Annotated in this window: 11 protein-coding genes and 1 riboswitch; of the genes, 7 read left to right on the top strand and 4 right to left on the bottom strand. The window is 70.2% G+C overall.

Annotation, left to right across the window (positions count from 1 at the left end):
- Window positions 1-28: 28 nt before the first annotated feature.
- Window positions 29-9718 (bottom strand): non-ribosomal peptide synthetase, encoded by a 9690-nt coding sequence (locus M1M07_RS25080; protein WP_248675921.1) that lies wholly within the window; start codon window positions 9716-9718, stop codon window positions 29-31.
- Window positions 9719-9990: 272 nt separating this feature from the next.
- Window positions 9991-10085, top strand: a riboswitch (TPP riboswitch).
- On the opposite strand from M1M07_RS25080, the gene M1M07_RS25075 reads away from it, so the two are divergent.
- The 4 genes from M1M07_RS25075 (at window position 10078) to M1M07_RS25060 (ending at window position 13310) form a co-directional block, all read left to right on the top strand.
- A complete protein-coding gene (locus M1M07_RS25075) occupies window positions 10078-10797 on the top strand; it encodes a TenA family protein (protein WP_248675920.1) in 720 nt (239 codons plus the stop codon). It overlaps the preceding riboswitch by 8 nt.
- A complete protein-coding gene (locus M1M07_RS25070) occupies window positions 10782-11801 on the top strand; it encodes an ABC transporter substrate-binding protein (protein ID WP_248675919.1) in 1020 nt (339 codons plus the stop codon). Before M1M07_RS25075 ends, M1M07_RS25070 begins: the two co-directional genes overlap by 16 nt.
- The gene (locus M1M07_RS25065; RefSeq protein ID WP_248675918.1) at window positions 11782-12576 is read left to right on the top strand and encodes an ABC transporter permease; all 795 of its coding nucleotides are present in this window, start codon (window positions 11782-11784) and stop codon (window positions 12574-12576) included. The genes M1M07_RS25070 and M1M07_RS25065 overlap by 20 nt, the downstream gene beginning before the upstream one ends.
- Window positions 12573-13310 (top strand): ABC transporter ATP-binding protein, encoded by a 738-nt coding sequence (locus M1M07_RS25060; protein ID WP_248675917.1) that lies wholly within the window; start codon window positions 12573-12575, stop codon window positions 13308-13310. The genes M1M07_RS25065 and M1M07_RS25060 overlap by 4 nt, the downstream gene beginning before the upstream one ends.
- A gap of 87 nt (window positions 13311-13397) precedes the next feature.
- Here the strand turns inward: M1M07_RS25060 and M1M07_RS25055 are convergent, their stop codons facing one another.
- Window positions 13398-13697, bottom strand: coding sequence for a hypothetical protein (locus M1M07_RS25055; protein WP_248675916.1), 300 nt, complete (start codon window positions 13695-13697; stop codon window positions 13398-13400).
- A 312-nt stretch (window positions 13698-14009) separates the two neighbouring features.
- Complete coding sequence (locus M1M07_RS25050) at window positions 14010-14741, bottom strand: TetR/AcrR family transcriptional regulator C-terminal domain-containing protein (RefSeq protein WP_248675915.1); 732 nt, start codon at window positions 14739-14741, stop codon at window positions 14010-14012.
- Window positions 14742-14966: 225 nt separating this feature from the next.
- Between M1M07_RS25050 and M1M07_RS25045 the strand changes: the two genes are divergently transcribed.
- Window positions 14967-16175, top strand: a complete 1209-nt coding sequence (locus tag M1M07_RS25045) for an acyl-CoA desaturase (RefSeq protein ID WP_248675914.1) — start codon at window positions 14967-14969, stop codon at window positions 16173-16175.
- Between the two features lie 121 nt (window positions 16176-16296).
- Here the strand turns inward: M1M07_RS25045 and M1M07_RS25040 are convergent, their stop codons facing one another.
- The gene (locus M1M07_RS25040; protein ID WP_248675913.1) at window positions 16297-17682 is read right to left on the bottom strand and encodes a wax ester/triacylglycerol synthase family O-acyltransferase; all 1386 of its coding nucleotides are present in this window, start codon (window positions 17680-17682) and stop codon (window positions 16297-16299) included.
- 151 nt (window positions 17683-17833) lie between these two features.
- Between M1M07_RS25040 and M1M07_RS25035 the strand changes: the two genes are divergently transcribed.
- Together M1M07_RS25035 and M1M07_RS25030 are read left to right on the top strand one after the other, a co-directional pair.
- Window positions 17834-18880, top strand: coding sequence for an alpha/beta hydrolase (locus tag M1M07_RS25035; protein WP_248675912.1), 1047 nt, complete (start codon window positions 17834-17836; stop codon window positions 18878-18880).
- 179 nt (window positions 18881-19059) lie between these two features.
- The coding region (locus M1M07_RS25030) for a lectin (protein WP_248675911.1) at window positions 19060-19453 on the top strand (394 nt) is incomplete at its 3' end.

Raw genomic sequence — 19453 nt, 5'->3', positions numbered from 1 at the left:
CACTCGGTGCAGAGACCGGTGGTCGCTTCTAGTCGACGACCGCCTCCGCTTCGACCGGCTCGTCGGGCAGCACCTCGTCGGAGAGGGGCACGAGGAAGCCGATGTGCGCGAAGTAGGTCACGTACCAGGCGAGCACCTCGTCGTCGACCACCGGGCACTCGATGCCGGAGTCCGCGAGCGCACGGCGCGCGTTCTCGTCGTCGAAGTCCTCCGCCTCGGACAGGCCCTGCGCGAACTCGCCGGCGATCAGCACCGCGCGGGTGAGGCTGTCGTCGCCGCGCTCGGCCAGCGTCTGCGAGGTCGCGATCAGCGTGGTCGCGAACACCTCGTCGGTGACCGGCCGCAGCGTGAAGCCGTGTGCCCGCAACCGCGCCACGATGTCCTCCGCGGCGACGCGGCGCCGGTTGACGAGGTGGAAGTTCCCGCCCACGGTCGACGGATCGAGCGCGAGCGCGACCAGCGCCGACGCGACGTACGTGACGGGGACGAGCGCGACCGAGCCGACCGCCGACTCCGGCACCATCCGCAGCGCCACCATCGCCCGCACCACGTTCCAGAACGCGTCGTCGGTTCCGGCCGCCCCGGACACGGTGTCGCCGCTGATCAGACCCGGCCGGTAGATCGAGACGGGGATGCCGCGGCGCCGCGCGACGGCGACGAGTTCCTCGGCCACCCACTTGCTGCGCACATAGCCCGACTCCATGACCCGCTCGCCCGGAAGCCGGTCGCCCTCGCCCACCAGCCGCGGTGTGCCGTCCTCGGACGCGGGCGCGGCGGTGTCGGTGAGCACCGACCCGGTGGAGACGAAGTGCACGGGCTTGACCGTCCCGGTGACGGCGAGACGGAGGATCTCCTCGGTGCCGGACACGTTCGCCGCCCGCATCCTGCTGTACGGCTCGATGTGATTGACGCGGGCGCCATTGTGCACGATGAAGTCCACGCCGCGGGCGAGATCGTCGAACTCGGTGTCGGACAGCCCGAATCGCGGCTGCGCCAGGTCGCCCGGCACCACCACGATCCGGCCCCGGTAGTACTCGCGCCACAAACCGAACGCGCGCATCCCCGCCTCGATGCGGTCGAGACCCTCCTCCTCGGAGGCCGTCCGCACCAGGCACCACACGCGCATGCCGCTGTGCGAGAGCAGATCCCGCAGCAGGTAGCGGCCGAGGAAACCGGTGGCTCCGGTCAGCAGGACGCGGCGGCCGTCCGGTCGCGCCGCCGGGATCCCGTCCGGGACGATGTCCGCGGCGAGTTCGAGATCGCCCTCCCACTCGGCGGTGGGCGCGGCCTCCTGAGCTCCGGCCTCGATCAGCCGGGCCAGCTTGTAGACCGGTGCGTGCTCGAACAGCTGCGGCACCGTGACCTCGATGCCGAAGCGCTCGGTCACCGCGGCGGCCAGCGACAGGATCAGCAGCGAGTGCCCGCCGAGTTCGAAGAAGTCGTCGTCCGCACCGACCTGTTCGACGCCGAGCAGCCGGGCGTAGATCTCGGCGACGCCCTGCTCGTACCGGGTCGACGGGGCCCGGAACGGACGCGCCGCCACCGACGGCACCGGCAGTGCCCGCCGGTCCAGCTTGCCCGACGGGGTGAGCGGCAGCTCGTCGAGCACCACGATCGCCGCCGGCACCATGTGTGCGGGCAGGCGGGAGGCGACGGTGCGCAGCAGCTCCTGCTCGTCGAGGACGGTCTCGGCGGCCGGTACGACGTAGGAGACGAGTCGCGGTGCCGTGTCCCGTCCCACCGTCACCGCCGCGGCGACCGAGTCGTCGGCCCGGAGCGCGGCGTCGATCTCTCCGAGTTCGATACGCAGCCCGTGGATCTTGATCTGGAAGTCGGCGCGTCCGTGGTAGACGAGTTCTCCGGTGGCGGTGCGGCTCACCACGTCCCCGGTGCGGTACATGCGCTCGCCCCACCCGCCGTGGGGATTGGCGACGAACCGGTCCGCGGTGAGCGCGGGCCGCCGGTGGTAGCCACGCGCCAGCGCGTCACCGAGGAGATACAGCTCGCCGGGAACACCGGCCGGCACCGGCCGCAGTCGCGAATCGAGCACCAGATGTCCGGCTCCGCGAACCGGATGACCCAGTGCCACAGGAACATCCGGCGACAGCGGACCGGCGGTGTGCGTCATGATCGTCGCCTCGGTGGGTCCGTACGCGTTGAACACGGCGCGTCCACCGGTCGACCATCGCCGGACCACGTCGCCGGTCACCGCTTCCCCACCGGTGACGAGAACCCGGCAGTCGTCGAGATCGTCCGGGTCGACGGTGGCGGCGACCGACGGGGTGAGGAACGCGTGGGTGACGGCCCGGTCCCGCATCAGCGCGGCGAGCGCGGCGCCGCCGTACGCGTGCGCGGGCGCGACGACGACGGTCGCGGCGGCCGACAGCGCGAAGACCTGCTCGAGGACGGACGCGTCGAAGCTCGGCGAGGCGACGTGCAGCACCCGGGACCGCGCATCGAGCCGGTACCGTTCGCGGACCTCCACACACAGGTTGTAGAGACCGGTGTGGGTGACGGTCACGCCCTTCGGGGTGCCGGTCGAACCGGAGGTGTAGATCACGTAGGCGACGTCGTCCGGACGCACCCGGGGGAACTCGTCCGGTTCGATATCGGAATCGGTTGCAGCGGACCTTGTTTCGTCCTCGTCGTCGAGCGCGAGCCAGTGCGGCCCCTCCGGCAGCGCCGGACGGTGCTCGGCCAGGGTCAGACCCACCCGCGCACCGGAATCGGTGACCATGTGCGCGAGCCGGTCCGCGGGATAGTCGACGTCGACGGGGACGAACCCGGCGCCGCTCCGCGCGACCGCCCACATCGCGAGGATCGATTCGGTGGACCGGGGCACCGCGACGAGCACGAGATCGCCTCGGCCGACGCCGTGTTCCCGCAGGATCCGCGCCCACCGGCGCGCAGCGGCGTCGACGTCGGCGTAGGTCAGCGCGGTGTCGCCGCTCACCACCGCGACCGCGGTCGGGTCGGCGGCGGCCGCGTCGAGCAGCTCCGGCAGCGTCTGCGGCCGCAATCCGATCCGCCGGCCCGACGCGAGCACCCCGGCCCGCTCGTCGGGCGAGAGGATCTCGACGTCGCCGACCGCCGTGTCCGGGACCCGGGTGACGGCGTCGAGGATCCGCACGAGCCGCTCGGCCAGCACCTCGACGGTCGCCGCGTCGAACAGGTCGGTGGCGTAGCCGATCCCGAGGGATAGTGCGCCGGTGTCGTCGGCGGCCTCTCCGATCGCGAACTCCAGGTCGAACTTCGACAGGTGCGTCTCGACGGGGAATTCGGCGACGGTCAGGTCCGGCAGCGTGAGCTCCTGCCGGGCGAAGTTCTGGTAGGCCAGCGCCACCTGGAACAAGGGATGCCGCCCCGGTGACCGCTCGGGCTCGAGCACCTCGACGAGCCGCTCGAACGGGATCTCCGAGTTCGCCTGTGCGCCGAGGTCGATGTCCCGGACCCGGGACAGGAACGCGGTGAACGACTCGGCGGGGTCGATCTCGGTGCGCAGCACGACCGTGTTGACGAACATGCCGACGAGATCGTCGAGGACCGGGTGACCGCGGCCCGCCGACGGGGTCCCGATGGCGATGTCGGTGGAGCCGGACAGCCGGGACAGCAGCAGCGCCAGCGCGGCGTGCACGACCATGAACGGTGTCGCACCGTGTCGCTCGGCCATGGCGTCGATCGCGGCGCGGGTGGCGGCCGGGATCGTCGTGTGGATCCTGCCGCCGCGGCCGGATCCCGAGGCGGGCCTGCGCTGATCGGCAGGCAGGTCGAGCTGGGCAGGCAGGCCCGCCAGGCGCTCCCGCCAGTAGGCCAGTTTGCGGCTGTGTGCCGATTCGGGATCGGATTCGTCGCCGAGCGTCTCCCGCTGCCACAGCGCGTAGTCCGCGTACTGCACGGGCAGCGGTTCCCAGTCGGGTGCCTGCCCGGCGACGCGGGCGGTGTAGGCCGCCATGAGGTCCCGGATCAGCGGGGCCACCGAGAAGCCGTCCGCCGCGATGTGGTGGACGACCACCGCGAGCACGTACTCGTCGTCCCCGGCGCGCAGCAGCCGGGCCCGCACGGGAACCTCGGCGGTGACGTCGAATCCGGCACCGGCGAGGGCGGTGAGCTCCTCGTCGAGCCGGTCCGCGGGCACGTCGAGGATCGGCAGCTGCGGCCGGGCCTGCTCGACCGGCAGCACGACCTGCAGGCCGGTGCCGTCCACCTCGGGATAGACGGTGCGCAGCACCTCGTGCCGCGCCACGACGTCACCGAACGCTTCGCCCAGCGCGTCGACGTCGAGGGTCCCCGACAGCCGGACCATCAGCGGAATGTTGTGCAGCCCCGAACCGGTGTCGAACCGGTTGAGGAACCACATCCGCGACTGCGACCAGGACAGCGGGACCCGCTCCGGCCGCGGGCCGGCCACCGGACCGGCGACGGCCACCGCGGGATCGGAATCCTCCAGCAGCGCAGCGAATTCGGCGACGGTGCGGGTGTCGAACAGCGACCGGACGGTCACCTCGATACCCAGTTCGTCGGCGAGTCGCGCCGCCACCTGCGTGGCGGTCAACGAGTTCCCGCCGAGCGCGAAGAAGTCGTCCTGCGCACCGACGGTCTCGGCTTCGAGGACCGCGGCGAACACGTCCGCGACGGTCCGCTCGATCTTCGTTGCGGGCGCCACGAATTCGCGGGTCTCGAACACCGGCGCGGGCAGGGCCGCACGATCGAGCTTGCCCGACGACGTGACCGGGAAGTCGTCCACGACGACGATCGTGTCCGGCACCAGGTGGGCGGGCAGCACCCGGACGAGCGCGCTGCGCAGCGCACCGGGATCCACCTCGTTCGCGTTGTCGGCCGGCACCGGGACGACATACGCGACGAGCCGATCACCGGCGTCGGCGTGATGGACGGTGGCGACCGCTCGTGCGACCTCGGAGCGGTTCAGCAGCGCCGATTCGATCTCGCCGAGCTCGATGCGCACACCGCGGATCTTGACCTGGGAGTCGGTGCGTCCCAGGTAGACGAGCTGCCCCTCCGGGGTCCACTTCACACTGTCGCCCGTGCGGTACAGGCGCGCGCCGGGCGGGCCGAACCGGTCCGCGACGAATCGTTCGGCCGTCAGGTCCGGCCGGCCGTGATAGCCGCGGGCCTCCTGGACTCCGGACAGGTACAGCTCACCCCTGACCCCGACCGGGACGGGATGCATCCGCGAGTCCAGCACCACGGCACGGGTGTTCCACACCGGCCGGCCCATCGGCACCGGCCGCGTCGCCAGGTACGGCATCGGCGGCACCAGCGCCGAGGTCGCGTGCACCGTGAACTCGGTGGGCCCGTAGAGGTTGTGCACGGCCGCGCGGGACACCGCCCGGAACGCGCCGACGGTCGCGGCGGGCAGCGCCTCCCCGGCCACGGCGACCGCGCGCAGCGTGCGCAGCGCCGCCGGATCGGGCACCGTCGTCGCGAACACCGACAGCATCGAGGGCACGAACGAGGTGAGGGTGACCGCGCGGCGGCCGATGATGTCGGCGAGCTGCCGCGCGTCACGGTGCGCATCCGGCGCGGCGACGACCATCCTGGCTCCGGATGCCAAGGGCGCGAACATCTCCCACACCGAGACGTCGAATGTGGCCGGAGTCTTCCACAGCACGGTGTCGGCGACGCTGATCCGGAACAGATCCGCGATCCACAGCAGCTGGTTGACCACCGCCCGATGCGGCACGGCGACACCCTTCGGCTCACCGGTCGAGCCCGAGGTGAACAGCACGTACGCGGTGTTGTCGGGACGCAGCGGCGCGAGCCGCTCCGAGTCGTGCAGCGGCGCACCGCTCAGGTCGGGGAAGTCGCCGATCCGCAGCACGGGCACCGCCCGGACCTCGTCGCTCCACTCCACCGTGGAGCCGACGAGCACCGCCACGGGCCGGGCCGCGGCGAGCACCCGCTCGATGCGCGCGGCGGGCTGATCGGGGTCGACGGGCACGTACGCCCCACCGGCGTGCAGAACCGCATGGACCGCCACCAGCAGCTCGACCGAGCGCGGTGCGACGACCGCGACGGTGCGCTCGGGTCCGACCCCGGCCGCGACGAGCCGCCGGGCCAGCCGGTGCACCCGGGCGGCGAAATCCGCGTAGGTCAGGATCCCGTCGTCGTCGACGACGGCCTGCAGATGCGGAGTGCGCGCGACCTGCGCATCGAGCAGCCGCGGCACCGTGGCCGGAGGCACCGGCCGGTCCGTCGAGTTCCAGCGGCTCAGCACGGTGCCGAGTTCGGCCCGATCCAGGAGCCGGTGATCGCCGACGGCACGGTCCGGGGCGGCGGTGGCCTCGGCGAGGATCCGCACGAAGCGCCGCACGAACCCGGCGACCGTGCCTTCCTCGAACAGGTCGGTCGCGTAGGCGACCTCACCGAACATGCCGCCCGGCTCGTGGTCGTCGCCGAGGCGCTCGGCGAGCGTGACCTGCAGGTCGAACTTCGCCCGCCGGGTCGGGACGTCGACCGTGGTGACGGTCAGCGACGGAAGCTCGAGCTGCGTCGCGTCGAGGTTCTGGAAGGCGAGCATCACCTGGAACAACGGGTGGTAGGCCTGCGACCGGGCCGGGGCGAGGTCGTCGACGATGCAGTCGAACGGCACGTCCTGGTTGCCGAACGCCTGCAGGTCGATGTCGCGCACGCGGGTCAGCAGCCGGGTGAACGACTCCCCCGCGTCGATCGGGGTGCGCAGCACCAGCGTGTTGACGAACATGCCGACGAGGTCGTCGAGGCCCGCGTCCCCACGCCCGGCCGACGGGGTGCCGACCGCGACGTCCGCGGTCCCGGACAGCCGCGCGAGGAGCACGGCGAGCGCCGCGTGCACCACCATGAACTCGGTGGTGCCGGTGGCCCGCGCCAGGTCCACCACCGCGCGGTGGACGTCCGCCGGAATCTCCACGGGCACCGCGGCACCGGACTGGGATGCCACCGCCGGCCGCGGCCGGTCCGTGGGGAGCTCGAGCCGGTCCTGCAGGCCGGCCAGTTGCTTGCGCCAGTAGGCGAGCTGCTGTGCCATGAGCGAATCCGGCTCGTCGGCATCTCCGAGCCGATCACGCTGCCACAGCGCGTAATCCGCGTACTGCACCGCGAGCGGGAGGCGTTCGGGCGCCACTCCCGCGGTGCGGGCGCCGTAGGCCCGCATCAGGTCGCGGGTGAGCGGTCCCGCCGAGAATCCGTCGCCGGCGATGTGGTGGACGACGACGACGAGAACGTGCTCGTCGTCCGCCACCCGCAGCAGGTGGGTGCGCACGGGGGCGGCCTCGGCGATGTCGAAGCCCTCCGACACGAGGGCGTCGATCCGGGCCGGAACCTCGTCCGGGGCGACGGTCTCGACCGGCACGGCACGCTGGGCGGCGCCGATCGGAAGCACCAGCTGGGTGCCTTCGCCGTCGACCTCCGGGTAGGCGGTGCGCAGCACCTCGTGCCGTTCGACGAGGTCGCCGACGGCCTGCTGCAACGCGTCGACGTCGAGGTCGCCGGTGAGGCGGACCACGAGCGGGATGTTGTAGAGGGACGAGCCCGGATCGAGGCGATCGAGCACCCACAGCCGTGTCTGCGACGGCGCCAGCGGCACCGGGTAGGGCCGTGGTCCGGCGGCCAACGGGCCGTCTGCTCGGTCCTCGCCGGGTGTGCGGTCCAGCAACCGCGCCACCTCGACGACGGTCGGTGCGTCGAAGAAGTCCTGGACGGACAGCGGCCGGCCGACTCGGGCCGAGATGCGCGAGACCGCGCGGACCGCGGCGAGCGAATTGCCGCCGAGCGCGAAGAAGTCGTCGTCGCCGCCGACCCGATCGCGCCCGAGCATCTCGGCGAACACCGCGGCGACCACTGTCTCGGTGGCCGTCTCGAGCGGGCGATCGTCACCGGTCGCGGCGGGGGTCTCGGGCGCGGGCAGTGCCGCGCGGTCGAGCTTGCCGCTGGTGGTGAGCGGGAACTCGTCGAGCACGCAGTACGCGGTCGGGACCATGTAGTCCGGCAGCGACGCGGAGAGTGCGGCGCCCAGCGCCTCCTCGTCCCACGTGGCGCCCGGGTGCAGCCGCACGTACGCGACGAGGCGATCACCCAGGGCCTCGTCGGTGTGGACACGCACGGCCGCCTGGGCGATGCCGTCCTGCCGGGTGAGGGTCTCCTCGATCTCACCCAGCTCGATGCGCAGTCCGCGGATCTTGACCTGGAAGTCGCTGCGCCCGAGGTACTCCAGCTCGTCCGAGCGGGAACGCACCACGAGGTCGCCGGTCCGGTACATGCGTTCGCCGGGCGCCCCGTAGGGATTGGCGACGAACCGTTCCGCGGTCAGGTCCGGCCGGCCGACATATCCGAGCGCCAATTGTGTTCCGGCCAGGTACAACTCGCCCTCCGCGCCGGCCGGAACCCAGTTCAGGGCGCTGTCGAGGATCAGCAGGTCGGTGTCGGCAATGGGCGCGCCGATCGGCACCGAGTCGATGTCGGCATCGGTGACCTCGTGATGGGTCACGTCGACGGCCGCCTCGGTGGGCCCGTACAGGTTGTGGACCGCGACCCCGGGCAGCAGTTCCCGTACCAGTACCGCGATGCGCGCCGGCAGTGCTTCACCGGATGCGAACAGGTACCGAAGAGAGGTGAGCGAATCGAGCTCGGCCTCGGCGACGAACACCGCGAGCATGGACGGCACGAAATGCGCGACGGTGACCCCGCGGTCGCGCATGAGATCCGCCAGGTAGCGCGGGTCCCGGTGCCCCTCGGGCGCGGCGACGAGAAGACGCGCGCCGGCCTGCAACGGCCAGAACAACTCCCACACGGACACGTCGAAGGTGACCGGAGTCTTGTGCAGCACCACGTCGGCGGGTCCGAGCCGGTACTGCTCCTGCCGCCAGCGCAGGTTGGTGACGATCGCCTCGTGGGTCACCGCCACGCCCTTGGGCCGGCCGGTGGATCCGGAGGTGAAGATGACGTAGGCGGTGTCGGCGGCGTGCAGGGGACGGCGGCGGTCGGCATCGGTGAGCGGTTCCGCCGATTCCGATCCGAGGTCGAGGGCCGTCACGTCGAGCACCTCCATCCCGTCTGCGGGCACCGGCGCAGCGGTCTCGGTGAGCAGGACTGCGGGCTCGACGACCTCGAGGATGTAGGCCAGTCGCTCGGCGGGGTGGTCCGGGTCGAGCGGCACGTACGCGCCGCCCGCCTCGAGCACCGCGTGCACGGCCACGAGCAGATCGAAGGACCGGCGCAGGGCGACGGCGACGGTGACACCCGGTCCGACACCGGACTCGACGAGGCGGCGGGCCAGCCGCCGGGACCGGTCCGCCAGCTCGGCGTAGGTGTACTCGGCACCGTCGAACTCGACGGCCACGGCGTCGGGGGTGGCGGCGGCCTGCGCGGCGAAGGCGGCGGGCAGGGTGTCCGGCCTTGCCGGCTCCGGCGACGCCTGCTCCTCCCCCGCGAACGCGGCGAGGTCCTCGGACAGTTCGGCCAGGGCGACGGCGACCTCGTCGGGACCACTCCCGGCGAGCCCGGGCAACAGTCCGGTGAGCACGACGGGAACGAGTGCGTCGGGTCCGATCGCGTCGCCCATGGCGGCGCCGAGCGCGGCCAGTTCCTCGTTGAGGCCGGCGTAGGTGACGACGGCACCGTTGCGCACCAGAGCGACCCGTTCGGGGTCACGCGAGACGACATTCGCGATCAGTCGCGGCAGATTCTCGAGTTCCGACCGTCCGGAATCCTCGACATCCCGCATCCCGTATTCCACCTTTCCCACATCGCTGTGCGCAGGCGGAGTCGCCGTCGACACCCTCCCGCGACCGCCCGAGCGCGAGCCGGGAGGTCTCGCAGCATGGTCGTCGCACGGAATCGTCGGGGCCCTTCACACCGCCGGAGACCGCGCTGACGATCGCCAAACATACAGGCTGTTTTGTGTCCACGGAACTGGTTGTCCGGACATTCCCGGCGCGGCCCCCGGGTCCGGCACCCCGGGGGCCCGTTGCGCGGAACGCCCTGCTAAGGTCGCGTTCGTCCGACACGGGGTGCTCCGCGCGCGGGGCTGAGATCACACCCGTAGAACCTGATCAGGTAATGCTGACGAAGGGATGTCCCGGCATGTCTGTGCCCGTCGACGTTTCGCCTCTTGTTTCCATCGACCGCTTCACCGATCGGATGTGGCAGCACACCGAGACACTGCGCCGGTCGATCGACGACCTCGAATTCCTCCACCGCCTGGGCGACGGAACGCTGCCGCTCGACGCCTTCCGCTTCTACATAGAGCAGGACGCGCTGTACCTCGCCGGGTACGCCAAGGCCCTCGCGCTGTTGTCCGCCAAGTCCCCGGATCCGGCGACCGCCGCGTTCTGGGCGACCAGTGCCGCCACGGCCGCCACCGAGGAGTCGGCGCTGCACAAGAGCCTGCTCACCGGCGGGGTTCTGCCACCCGGTGAGGCCGCGCCCGCCCACTCCCCCGCCTGCCTCGGGTACGTCTCGTATCTCACGGCGACGGTCGCCACCGAGCCGTACGCGGTCGGTGCCGCGGCCGTGCTGCCGTGTTTCTGGATCTACGCAGAAGTGGGCCGCGACCTCGCCGCGCGTGCCTCCGGGGTCCTCGCCACCGACCCGCAGCACCCGTACGCACAGTGGGTGACCACCTACGACGCCCCCGAATTCCACGCCGCGGTCGCGACCGCCCGCGAACTGGTCGACGCCGCGGCGGTCGCCGCCACCGACGCCGACCGTGCCGCGATGCTCGACGCGTTCACCGTCGCGACCCGCTACGAGCTGATGTTCTGGGACACCGCGCTGCACCGGCAGGAATGGCCGGAATCGTGACTCTCCGCCGCCTCACCGCCCTGCTGGTCGCGATCGTCGCGATCGCCCTGGTCCCCGCCTGTTCCTCGTCCGAGTCGGACGACACGATCCGCTTCGCACTGGACTGGACGCCGAACACCAACCACACCGGCCTGTACGTGGCGATGCAGGAGGGTCTGTTCGACGAGGCCGGTCTCGACGTGGAGATCCTGCCGTACAACAACACGACCCCGGATACCCTCGTCGACGCGGGCAACGCCGAGTTCGGCATCTCCACCCAGGGGATGACGACCTTCGCCCGCGCCGCCGGATCGCACACCGTCTCGGTGCTCGCCCCGCTGCAGCACTGGGCGACCGGCATCGCCGTCAAGGCGGACCGCGCCGATCTCGCGCGGCCGAGAGACCTCGACGGTCACATCTACGCCGGGTTCGGCGATCCCGGCGACGAGGAGACGCTGCGTCAGGTCATCCGCAACGACGGTGGCCGCGGCGAGTTCACGTCCGTCATCCTCGGCACGTCCGCGTACGAGGCGGTGTACTCGGGAACCGCGGACTTCACCGCGTCCTATCTCGCGTGGGAGGGCATCGAGGCCGAACATCGCGGCCTGCCGATGCGCTACTTCTCGTACACCGACTACGGGTTCCCCGACGCCTACGCCATCGTGATCAGCGGCAACGAGGACTGGCTGGCCGAACACCCGGAGCAGGCACGCGCGTTCGTGCAGGCCGTTCAGCGCGGCTACGAGATCGCCGCCGAGGATCCCGAGCGCGCCGCCCGGGACCTCATCGACGCCAACCCGGGGGCCTTCGAGGACGAAGCGCTCGTCTTCAAGAGCCAGCGCATGCTCTCGGCGGACCAGCTGCGCGACGAGAACGGGAACGTGGGCACCCAGACCCTCGAACGCTGGACCGGCTACTCGCGGTTCCTGTACGAGAAGGGTCTGCTCGCCGGACCCGACGGCCGGCCGCTGACCGAGGAGCCGGACTGGTCCACCTACTTCACCGATGCCTACCTCACGTCCTGACCCGTCGTCACCGCACTGGGTCCGCACCGCCGCCCCCGCCGCGGTGGTCGTGCTCGCGCTCGTCGCGCTCTGGCAGCTGTACGTGACGGTCTCCGGGATCCGTCCGCAGGTGCTGCCCTCCCCCGCCCGGGTGCTCGGGCAGGGGTGGGCGCACCGCGACGACCTGGCCGCCCACACGTGGTCGACGTTGCAGGTGACGATCATCGGGTTCGCGGTGTCCCTCGTGGTCGCGTGGGCCCTGGCGATCGTCGTGGACTTCTCGCCGTGGCTGCGCCGCGCGCTGGTGCCACTGTTCGTGGTGTCGCAGACCCTGCCGATCATCGCGATCGCCCCGCTGATGATCATCTGGTTCGGTTTCGGGTTGCTGCCGAAGGTCCTGGTGATCGCGCTGGCGACGTTCTTCCCCATGGCGATCGGGCTGATCGAGGGGTTCGCCGCCGCGGACCGGGAGGCCGGGGCGTTGCTGCGCAGCATGGGCGCGTCCCGCGGCCAGGTGTTCCGGTACGTGCGCCTGCCGTCGGCGCTGCCGCGGTTCTTCACGGCGCTGCGCATCGGCATCACCTACGCGGTGGTCGGCGCGGTGTTCGCCGAGTACGTGGGGGCCACGTCGGGGCTGGGCATCTACATGAGCACCCAGAAGAACTCGTTCCGCACCGATCTGGTGCTCGCCGCGGTGCTCGTCACCGCCGCCCTGTCGCTGGCGCTGTATCTGCTCACCTACCTGGTCGAGCGGATCGTCGCGCCCTGGGCCCTGTCCACGGGGAGCCGCAGATGACCGCCGTGACCGTCTCCGCGGTGCACCGTTCCTTCGCGGACCGCGCGGTGCTCGACGGCATCGACTTCGACGTCGCCGGGGGCGAGTTCTTGTCGGTGATCGGACCGAGCGGCTCCGGCAAGTCCACGCTGTTCGGGCTGATCGCCGGCCTCGACACCCCCGACACCGGCACCGTCACCGTCGGCGGCGCACCGGCCGCGCCCGGCCGGGCCGCGTTGATGCCGCAGAAGGACCTGCTGTTCCCGTGGCGCAGCGTCGTCGACAACTGCGCGCTCGGCCTCGAGGTCCAGGGGATCCCGCGCGCCGAAGCCCGGGCGCGTGCCGCGAAGCTGTTCCCCGCGTTCGGGCTGGCCGGGTTCGAGAATGCGCGTCCGGGGGAACTGTCCGGCGGGATGCGCCAACGGGCGGCGCTGGCACGCACGGTCGTGCAGGGCCGCGACGTCGTGCTCCTCGACGAGCCGTTCGGCGCGCTGGATTCGCTGACCCGCACCGACATGCAGCTGTGGTTGCAGGACGTGTGGATGCGGGACCGCTGGACCGTGCTGATGATCACGCACGACGTGCGCGAGGCGGTGTTGCTGTCCGATCGGGTGCTCGTGCTCTCACCACGCCCGGCGCGGATCCGGCACGAGGTGCGGGTCCCGCTGCCGCGGCCGCGCACGCTCGAGACCCTCACCGACCCGGAATTCGTGGCGCTGGAACGCGAACTCGTCGACATCCTCCACACGAAGTGAAGGTCACGACGCAACCTTCGGCCGACCGATGAACCGGCTCGAACGAATACCGAAGTGCGCCGGTCGGACTCTTCCCCTCGCGAGGAATCAACGATGCCTGACAAGGAACGGACGGAGAACGACCACATCGTCCGCAGGCGCGAAAGTGACTGCGTCGATTCCCGATTCCGCGAAGGTGACCCGGATTTCGCGAGCATGAGGTGCTTCGTCTTGTTGTCGCTCGACAGTCGTTTCGACCAGATAGCTGCGCCGGTACATTCGCCCCGCCTGCTCCCAGGTGTCCACCTCGACGAGGATCGGCCCCTCGCTGGCGAACCCCGGCAGGTCTGCCGCTTTGATGGACGCGGTTACGATGCTGGTGGACGCCTGCTGGATGGCAGAAGACATGGCGGCCGTCCTTCCCTTCGGTCGAGGGCGTGACACTGCACCACGCTCGGTGGCTGTCACAGCGACTCTACTCGCGGACGATGCGGTAGACCTGCACTCGGTGTCACGGTCGTGGATCGGCGAGCCGACAGGGCGCACGTCGCGCTCGTCAACTCGGTGAGCGCGCGGAATGCGGTCCCCGTCGATGGTTGCGGTGGTGTTCCTCGACCCTCGACCTGATCCACCCATTTCTGTTGTGCCTCAGCCATCTTCGCAACATGGCTGCGGGCAGCGGACCGTGTCCGGGACGGCTGCAACGACCGACTTCCGGGTTCAGCTCGCCGCAGGGGCGGGGCTGCCGGGGTGAGGCAGTGTGGCGACGAGGCCGGCGATCAGAATGTCGAGGCCGCGTTCGAATTCCGCGGCACCGTCGTACGACGCCAGTACGGGTGCGAGGCTGCGCAGGAGCGGGAACTCGCCGATCGGCAGGCGATGCAGGCCCAGGCGCAGCAGGTCTTCGTGCTCGTCGGGTCGTTCGACGAGTTCCTGGAGTTCGTTCAGGACGTGACCGTAGAGGAAGCCGAAGAGCGCCCGGTAGACGTGCAGGGCGTCGGTCGCCGTGAAACCGGCCCGGGTGAGCAGGGTGAGGATGTCTTCGAGCGGACGCAGTGTTCCCCGGGGCCGCAATCCGAGGGGCGTCTCGAGGGGCCGGGTGACCAGCAGTGGGACCACGTGGGGATGCTCGAGCGCCAACCGGCGGAAGTTCCGGGCGACCTCCCGGAGTTGGCTTGTCCAATCTCCCTCGTCGGTGCCGACCCGGAGTTGTTCGAGGACGCTCTCGGCGACGGCGTCGAGGAGAGCGGCTTTGTTCGGGGCGTGACGGTAGAGGGTCATCGGGTCACGGCCGAGGACCTTGCCCAGCCGGCGCATGGACAACGCATCGACGCCGTCGCGGTCGACGATCTCGAGTGCCGCAGCGACGATTCGCTGCTGGGTGATCGGGCTACGTTCCGGGCCTGGATCACCGCCTGAGCTGCGCGGGGGACGAGCGGGAGATTCGGCCATCGGAACCCTTCCTTCACTCACTGTCCTCCACCGTAGACCTCTGCCGTAGACCTTGTGTGTAGGTCTACAGTGTTGACACCTCGGCGGCGGCGGCGTTGACTGGTCCTACAACGTGGACCTCGGGCAGCGGTCACGATCATCGTCTTCGGGAACGTCCTTCCCGCCGGTCGCTCTCGCCGCCCCGCACCCGGGGTTTCCGGGTGAGGTCGGAACCTGGAGCACACCATGGCCATCTCCGACATCAAGGAGTACGCCCACCTCGCCGCCGAGGACGTCGAGTCGCTCAGCGACGAGCTGACCGGCATCCGCCGCAGTGTCATCGAGTCGCTCGGCGCCGCCGACGCCGCCTACATCCGCCGCACCATCGCCTTCCAGCGGATACTGGATGCCGCTGCGCGGCTGGTGATCCACGGCAGCAGGAGCCTGCCGGGCTGGATCCTCGGGACGGCAGCGCTCGGCGTGGCCAAGAGCGTCGAGAACATGGAGATCGGCCACAACGTCTCCCACGGCCAGTGGGACTGGATGAACGACCCGGAAATCCACTCCAGCACCTGGGAATGGGACATGGCAGGCCCCTCGTCGCAGTGGCGCTACTCCCACAACTACCGCCACCACGTGTTCAGCAACGTCGTCGGACTGGACGACGACCTCGGCTACGACGTCTTCCGCATCACCCGCGACCAGCCGTGGAAGCCCGTACATCTCCTGCAGCCGCTGCAGAACCTGTTGCTGGCAGCCACGTTCGAATGGGGCATCGCTCTGCACGACGTACACGCCGAACAGAACCTTGCCGGTGCCGGGAAATCCGACCGCTTTCGAGTGCTGATCCGGAAGGTCGCCCGCCAGACGGGCAAGGACTACCTGCTCTTTCCCGCCCTCACCGGACGCCGCTGGCGGCGAACACTGACGGCGAACCTGACCGCGAATCTGCTGCGGAACGTGTGGGCGTACGTGGTGATCTTCTGCGGGCACTTCCCCGACGGCGCCGAGAAGTTCACCCTCGCCGAATTCGAGAACGAGACGAAGGCCGAATGGTATCTGCGGCAGATGCTCGGCACGGCCAACTTTCGGGCCGGCCCGGTGATGGCATTCCTGAGCGGCAACCTCTGCTACCAGATCGAGCATCACCTGTTCCCCGATATCCCGAGCAACCGCTACGCGGAAATCTCCACCAAGGTGCAAGCGCTGTGCGAGAAGTACGACCTGCCCTACACCACCGGCCCTCTTGCACGGCAGTACCTGCTGACGTTGCGCACCATCCACAAGCTCGCACTGCCCGACCGGTTCCTGCGAGCGACCGCCGACGATGCCCCGGAGACGGCCTCCGAACTGAAGTTCCGCGCCTCGCGTGAGACCGGCGTCGAGGTTCCGGCTTCCCGCACCGGGCTGCGGACAGCCCTGCGAAACCTGTCCGGGCATCGTCGCACCCGCTGACGGAGAACTCCCCTCCTCGGGCAGCTCGCCGGCGTAGTACCTTGCCGGCGACGACCGCTCGTTCGGCAGGTCGCGATACTCCCGTCGGGCCGCAGGAACTTTTTGATCCTCCGGCCTCCCGTCACGGCAATTGCAGTGCCGCTTCGAGTTCCACGAGCGACTCGTCCAGGTGCACCAGGATCCGCTGCAGGCTCGGAACCGCACGGCGCCCGCCCACGACACCGAAGTCGACGGACTTCTCGGTGTTCGTCACCGTGATGTTCAACGCCAGGCCGTCCATGACTATCGAGGTCGGATAGATCCCCTCGAGATGGGATCCCATCCAGTACAACGGCTTCCGAGGACCCGGCACGTTGGAGATGACGATGTTGAACGGTGGCGGGGTCAGCCGGACGAACCCGGGAACCGGAGCGAGGCCGAGCGGCGAGATGATGAACCCGGACCACGCGAGCGCCTGCAGTGCGGTCATGTCACCGAACAGCGATTTGCCCTGGCTCATGGAGTCGGAGATCACGGAGAGCCGATCGAGCGGGTCCGCGCGGTCGGTGCCGAGATTGCACAACGTCACCCCGACGCTGTTGCCGCTGTCGCCCGGCCGATCCTTGGGGCGCAGCGATACCGGAACCATCGCGATCAGCGGATCATCCGGCAGCGCATCGTGTTCGAGCAGATACGCCCGCAACGCCCCGGCGCACATCGCCAGGACCACATCGTTGCCCGATACGTCCGCGGCGCGGCGCACGCGGGCGAGTCGCTCGCGATCCCAGGACTGCGCAGCGAACCGTCGCGCACCTCCGATCGGCACGTTGAACATCGTGCGGGGCGCCTCGTACGGCAGTGCGACCTTGCGCGGACCGACGGCGAGCCGCCCGATCCGCACTGCGGCCGGAACAGCATCGGCGACATCATCGGCCAGCGACCGCGCCGTCCCGAGCAACGCTCCGGCCGTCCCGAGCAACGATCCGGACGGCGCAGCGCCGTCGCTGCCGGCTCGGTCCGGGCGCGGCAGGTGCCACGGGGCGATCGGCTCGGCGAGATCCGGGTCGGGGCTCAGGGTGCGCTGCAGCAACCGCAGCGCCGACACCCCGTCGACCAGCGAATGGTGGATTTTCGAGTACCACGCGAACCGTCCACCCTCGAGCCCTTCGATCAGGTACATCTCCCACAGTGGCCGGTGCCGGTCCAGCAGGGTGCCGTGTAATCGCGAGACGAGGGCGAACAGTTCCCGGAACCGGCCGGGAGCAGGCAGTGCCGAGTGCCGCACGTGGTATTCGAGGTCGACGTCGCGGTCCTCGGACCACCACACGTGCCCGAGCGTCGAAACCGGATCGCCGGGACGTCGGCGGAACAGCGGGTCGATGTCGGTGATGCCGATCATGCGGGCGTACAGATCGGCGACGTAATCCGGTCCGGCATCCGCGGGCGGAGTGAACAACTGGACCGATCCGACGTGCATCGGGTGTTCGCGGGTCTCGGCGAACAGGAATATCGAATCCGTAACGGACATGATTCCCACCTGCGGTGCCCCTTTCGCGAGGATCTCTATCCAGTTACGAACCTGCCGACCATGTTACGTCGGTCGTACCCTCGGTTATCCGGAGTTCAGCAAGCATCCACTGGGGAAGGGGCGAGCGAAAGCAGCGACGAGGAGGCCGCGCATGAACACCGTACTGGCACGTACAGCCCTGTCCACCGCAGCCCCGATCGCGCTCGTCAGCACCCCGGTGCTGGTGCGCGAATTCGCCGGGATCAGCACCGCGTCCCGCCTGCTGTCGGCGTCGGTGCGCCGGACCGTTCGCCCCGCCATCGATGCGTGGGCGCTGGCACCGAACCTTCCGTGGCCGACCACCCTCGTCGAGCGGCTCGCGTTTCCGCTCGCCCAGGTGCCCGGCACGCGACGGTGGCCGGTGAAGCTGCCGACCTGTCCGGCCGAATACCTCACCGGGCCCGGCGTCGACACGGCGGTACCGGGTGGGCAGACCACCATCCTGTATCTGCACGGCGGCGCATTCCTGTGCTGCGGGTTGGGCACCCACCGGCAGATGGTGTCGCGGATCTCCGCGGCCACCGGCGCCCCGGTGCTCAACGTCGGCTACCGGATGCTACGCGGCCACCCGATCCGCCACTCCGTCGAGGACGGGGTCGCCGGGCTGCGATGGCTCCTCGCTCAGGGTGTCCCGATCGAACGCATCGTGATCGCGGGCGATTCCGCGGGGGGATTCCTCTCGTTCGCGGTGGCGCTCGAGTCGCTGCGGCTGGGCCTGGGCCGGCCCGCGGGCATCGTCGCGCTGTCACCGCTGACCGACCTCGATCCGCACGGCAAACTCGACCACCCGAATTCGCGGCACTGCGCGCTGTTTCCGCGCCGGGCCGTTCCCGCCTTGGCCTCCCTCATCGAGCGGGTCGACACGGCCCGCGGCGCCGGCCACGAACCTGTCGGCTCACCCGTCGATGCCGACCTGAGGGGTATGCCGCCCACTCTGATCCAGACCGGTTCGCACGAGATGACATTCGCCGACGCCGAGCTGATGGCGCATCGACTCGGGGCCGCAGGGGTGCCGTGCGAACTGCAGATCTGGGAACGTCAGGTCCACGTGTTCCAGGCCGCATCGGCCGTGGTGCCCGAGGGCGCTCGCGCGGTCGCCGAGATCGGTTCCTTCGTCCGGGCCCTCGACGTGAGCGCCGCCCGGAACCAGGCCGGGTGATCCACGCGTTCGGCCACGTGGCCCAACCGTCCGTCGATCGCCGGATGTGACGCGCGTCGTCGAAACACGCGGGACGCGTGTCGAATCCACGTGCACCGGCTGTCCGCTCTGTACTGTTCGTCTCGGCAACCGCCGCGAGCGGACGCCGACCGTGTTACATCGATCCGAAAGGGACAGCGGTGAGCTCTCTCAACGCAGGCCAGAGCCTCGGCGTCGGCCAGGAACTCAAGTCCGACAACGGTGCCTACACCCTCACGCTTCAGCAGGACGGCAACCTCGTGCTGAACGAAGGCGGCAAGGCCGTTTGGGCAGCCATGACGAACGGCTCCGGCGCGGTGCGCGCGGATGTTCAGGAGGACGGCAACTTCGTCGTCTACAAGGAGAACAACGAGCCGGTGTGGGCGTCGCAGACCAGCGGCAACTCCGGTGTGCGCCTGACGGTGCAGGACGACCGCAATGTCGTGCTGTACGCCGGTGATCGCGCCATCTGGGCCACCGACACCGCGATCGCGCAGGCCGAGGCTCCCGCTGCTCCCGCCGAACCGGCTCCCGCTCCCGAGCCCGCACCCGCGC

This window comes from Rhodococcus sp. HM1 (assembly GCF_023218075.1).
Taxonomy (GTDB): Bacteria; Actinomycetota; Actinomycetes; order Mycobacteriales; family Mycobacteriaceae; genus Rhodococcus.
Note: the sequence above shows the minus strand (reverse complement) of the source record. Positions and strands in the feature narration are given on the sequence as shown.

Coding starts and splice junctions, on each gene's coding strand:
- M1M07_RS25040 (WP_248675913.1), bottom strand. CDS start 17,682: ATGTCCGTTACGGATTCGATATTCCTGTTCGCCGAGACCCGCGAACAC.
- M1M07_RS25045 (WP_248675914.1), top strand. CDS start 14,967: ATGGCCATCTCCGACATCAAGGAGTACGCCCACCTCGCCGCCGAGGAC.
- M1M07_RS25050 (WP_248675915.1), bottom strand. CDS start 14,741: ATGGCCGAATCTCCCGCTCGTCCCCCGCGCAGCTCAGGCGGTGATCCA.
- M1M07_RS25055 (WP_248675916.1), bottom strand. CDS start 13,697: ATGTCTTCTGCCATCCAGCAGGCGTCCACCAGCATCGTAACCGCGTCC.
- M1M07_RS25065 (WP_248675918.1), top strand. CDS start 11,782: ATGCCTACCTCACGTCCTGACCCGTCGTCACCGCACTGGGTCCGCACC.
- M1M07_RS25035 (WP_248675912.1), top strand. CDS start 17,834: ATGAACACCGTACTGGCACGTACAGCCCTGTCCACCGCAGCCCCGATC.
- M1M07_RS25070 (WP_248675919.1), top strand. CDS start 10,782: ATGGCCGGAATCGTGACTCTCCGCCGCCTCACCGCCCTGCTGGTCGCG.
- M1M07_RS25060 (WP_248675917.1), top strand. CDS start 12,573: ATGACCGCCGTGACCGTCTCCGCGGTGCACCGTTCCTTCGCGGACCGC.
- M1M07_RS25075 (WP_248675920.1), top strand. CDS start 10,078: ATGTCTGTGCCCGTCGACGTTTCGCCTCTTGTTTCCATCGACCGCTTC.
- M1M07_RS25080 (WP_248675921.1), bottom strand. CDS start 9,718: ATGCGGGATGTCGAGGATTCCGGACGGTCGGAACTCGAGAATCTGCCG.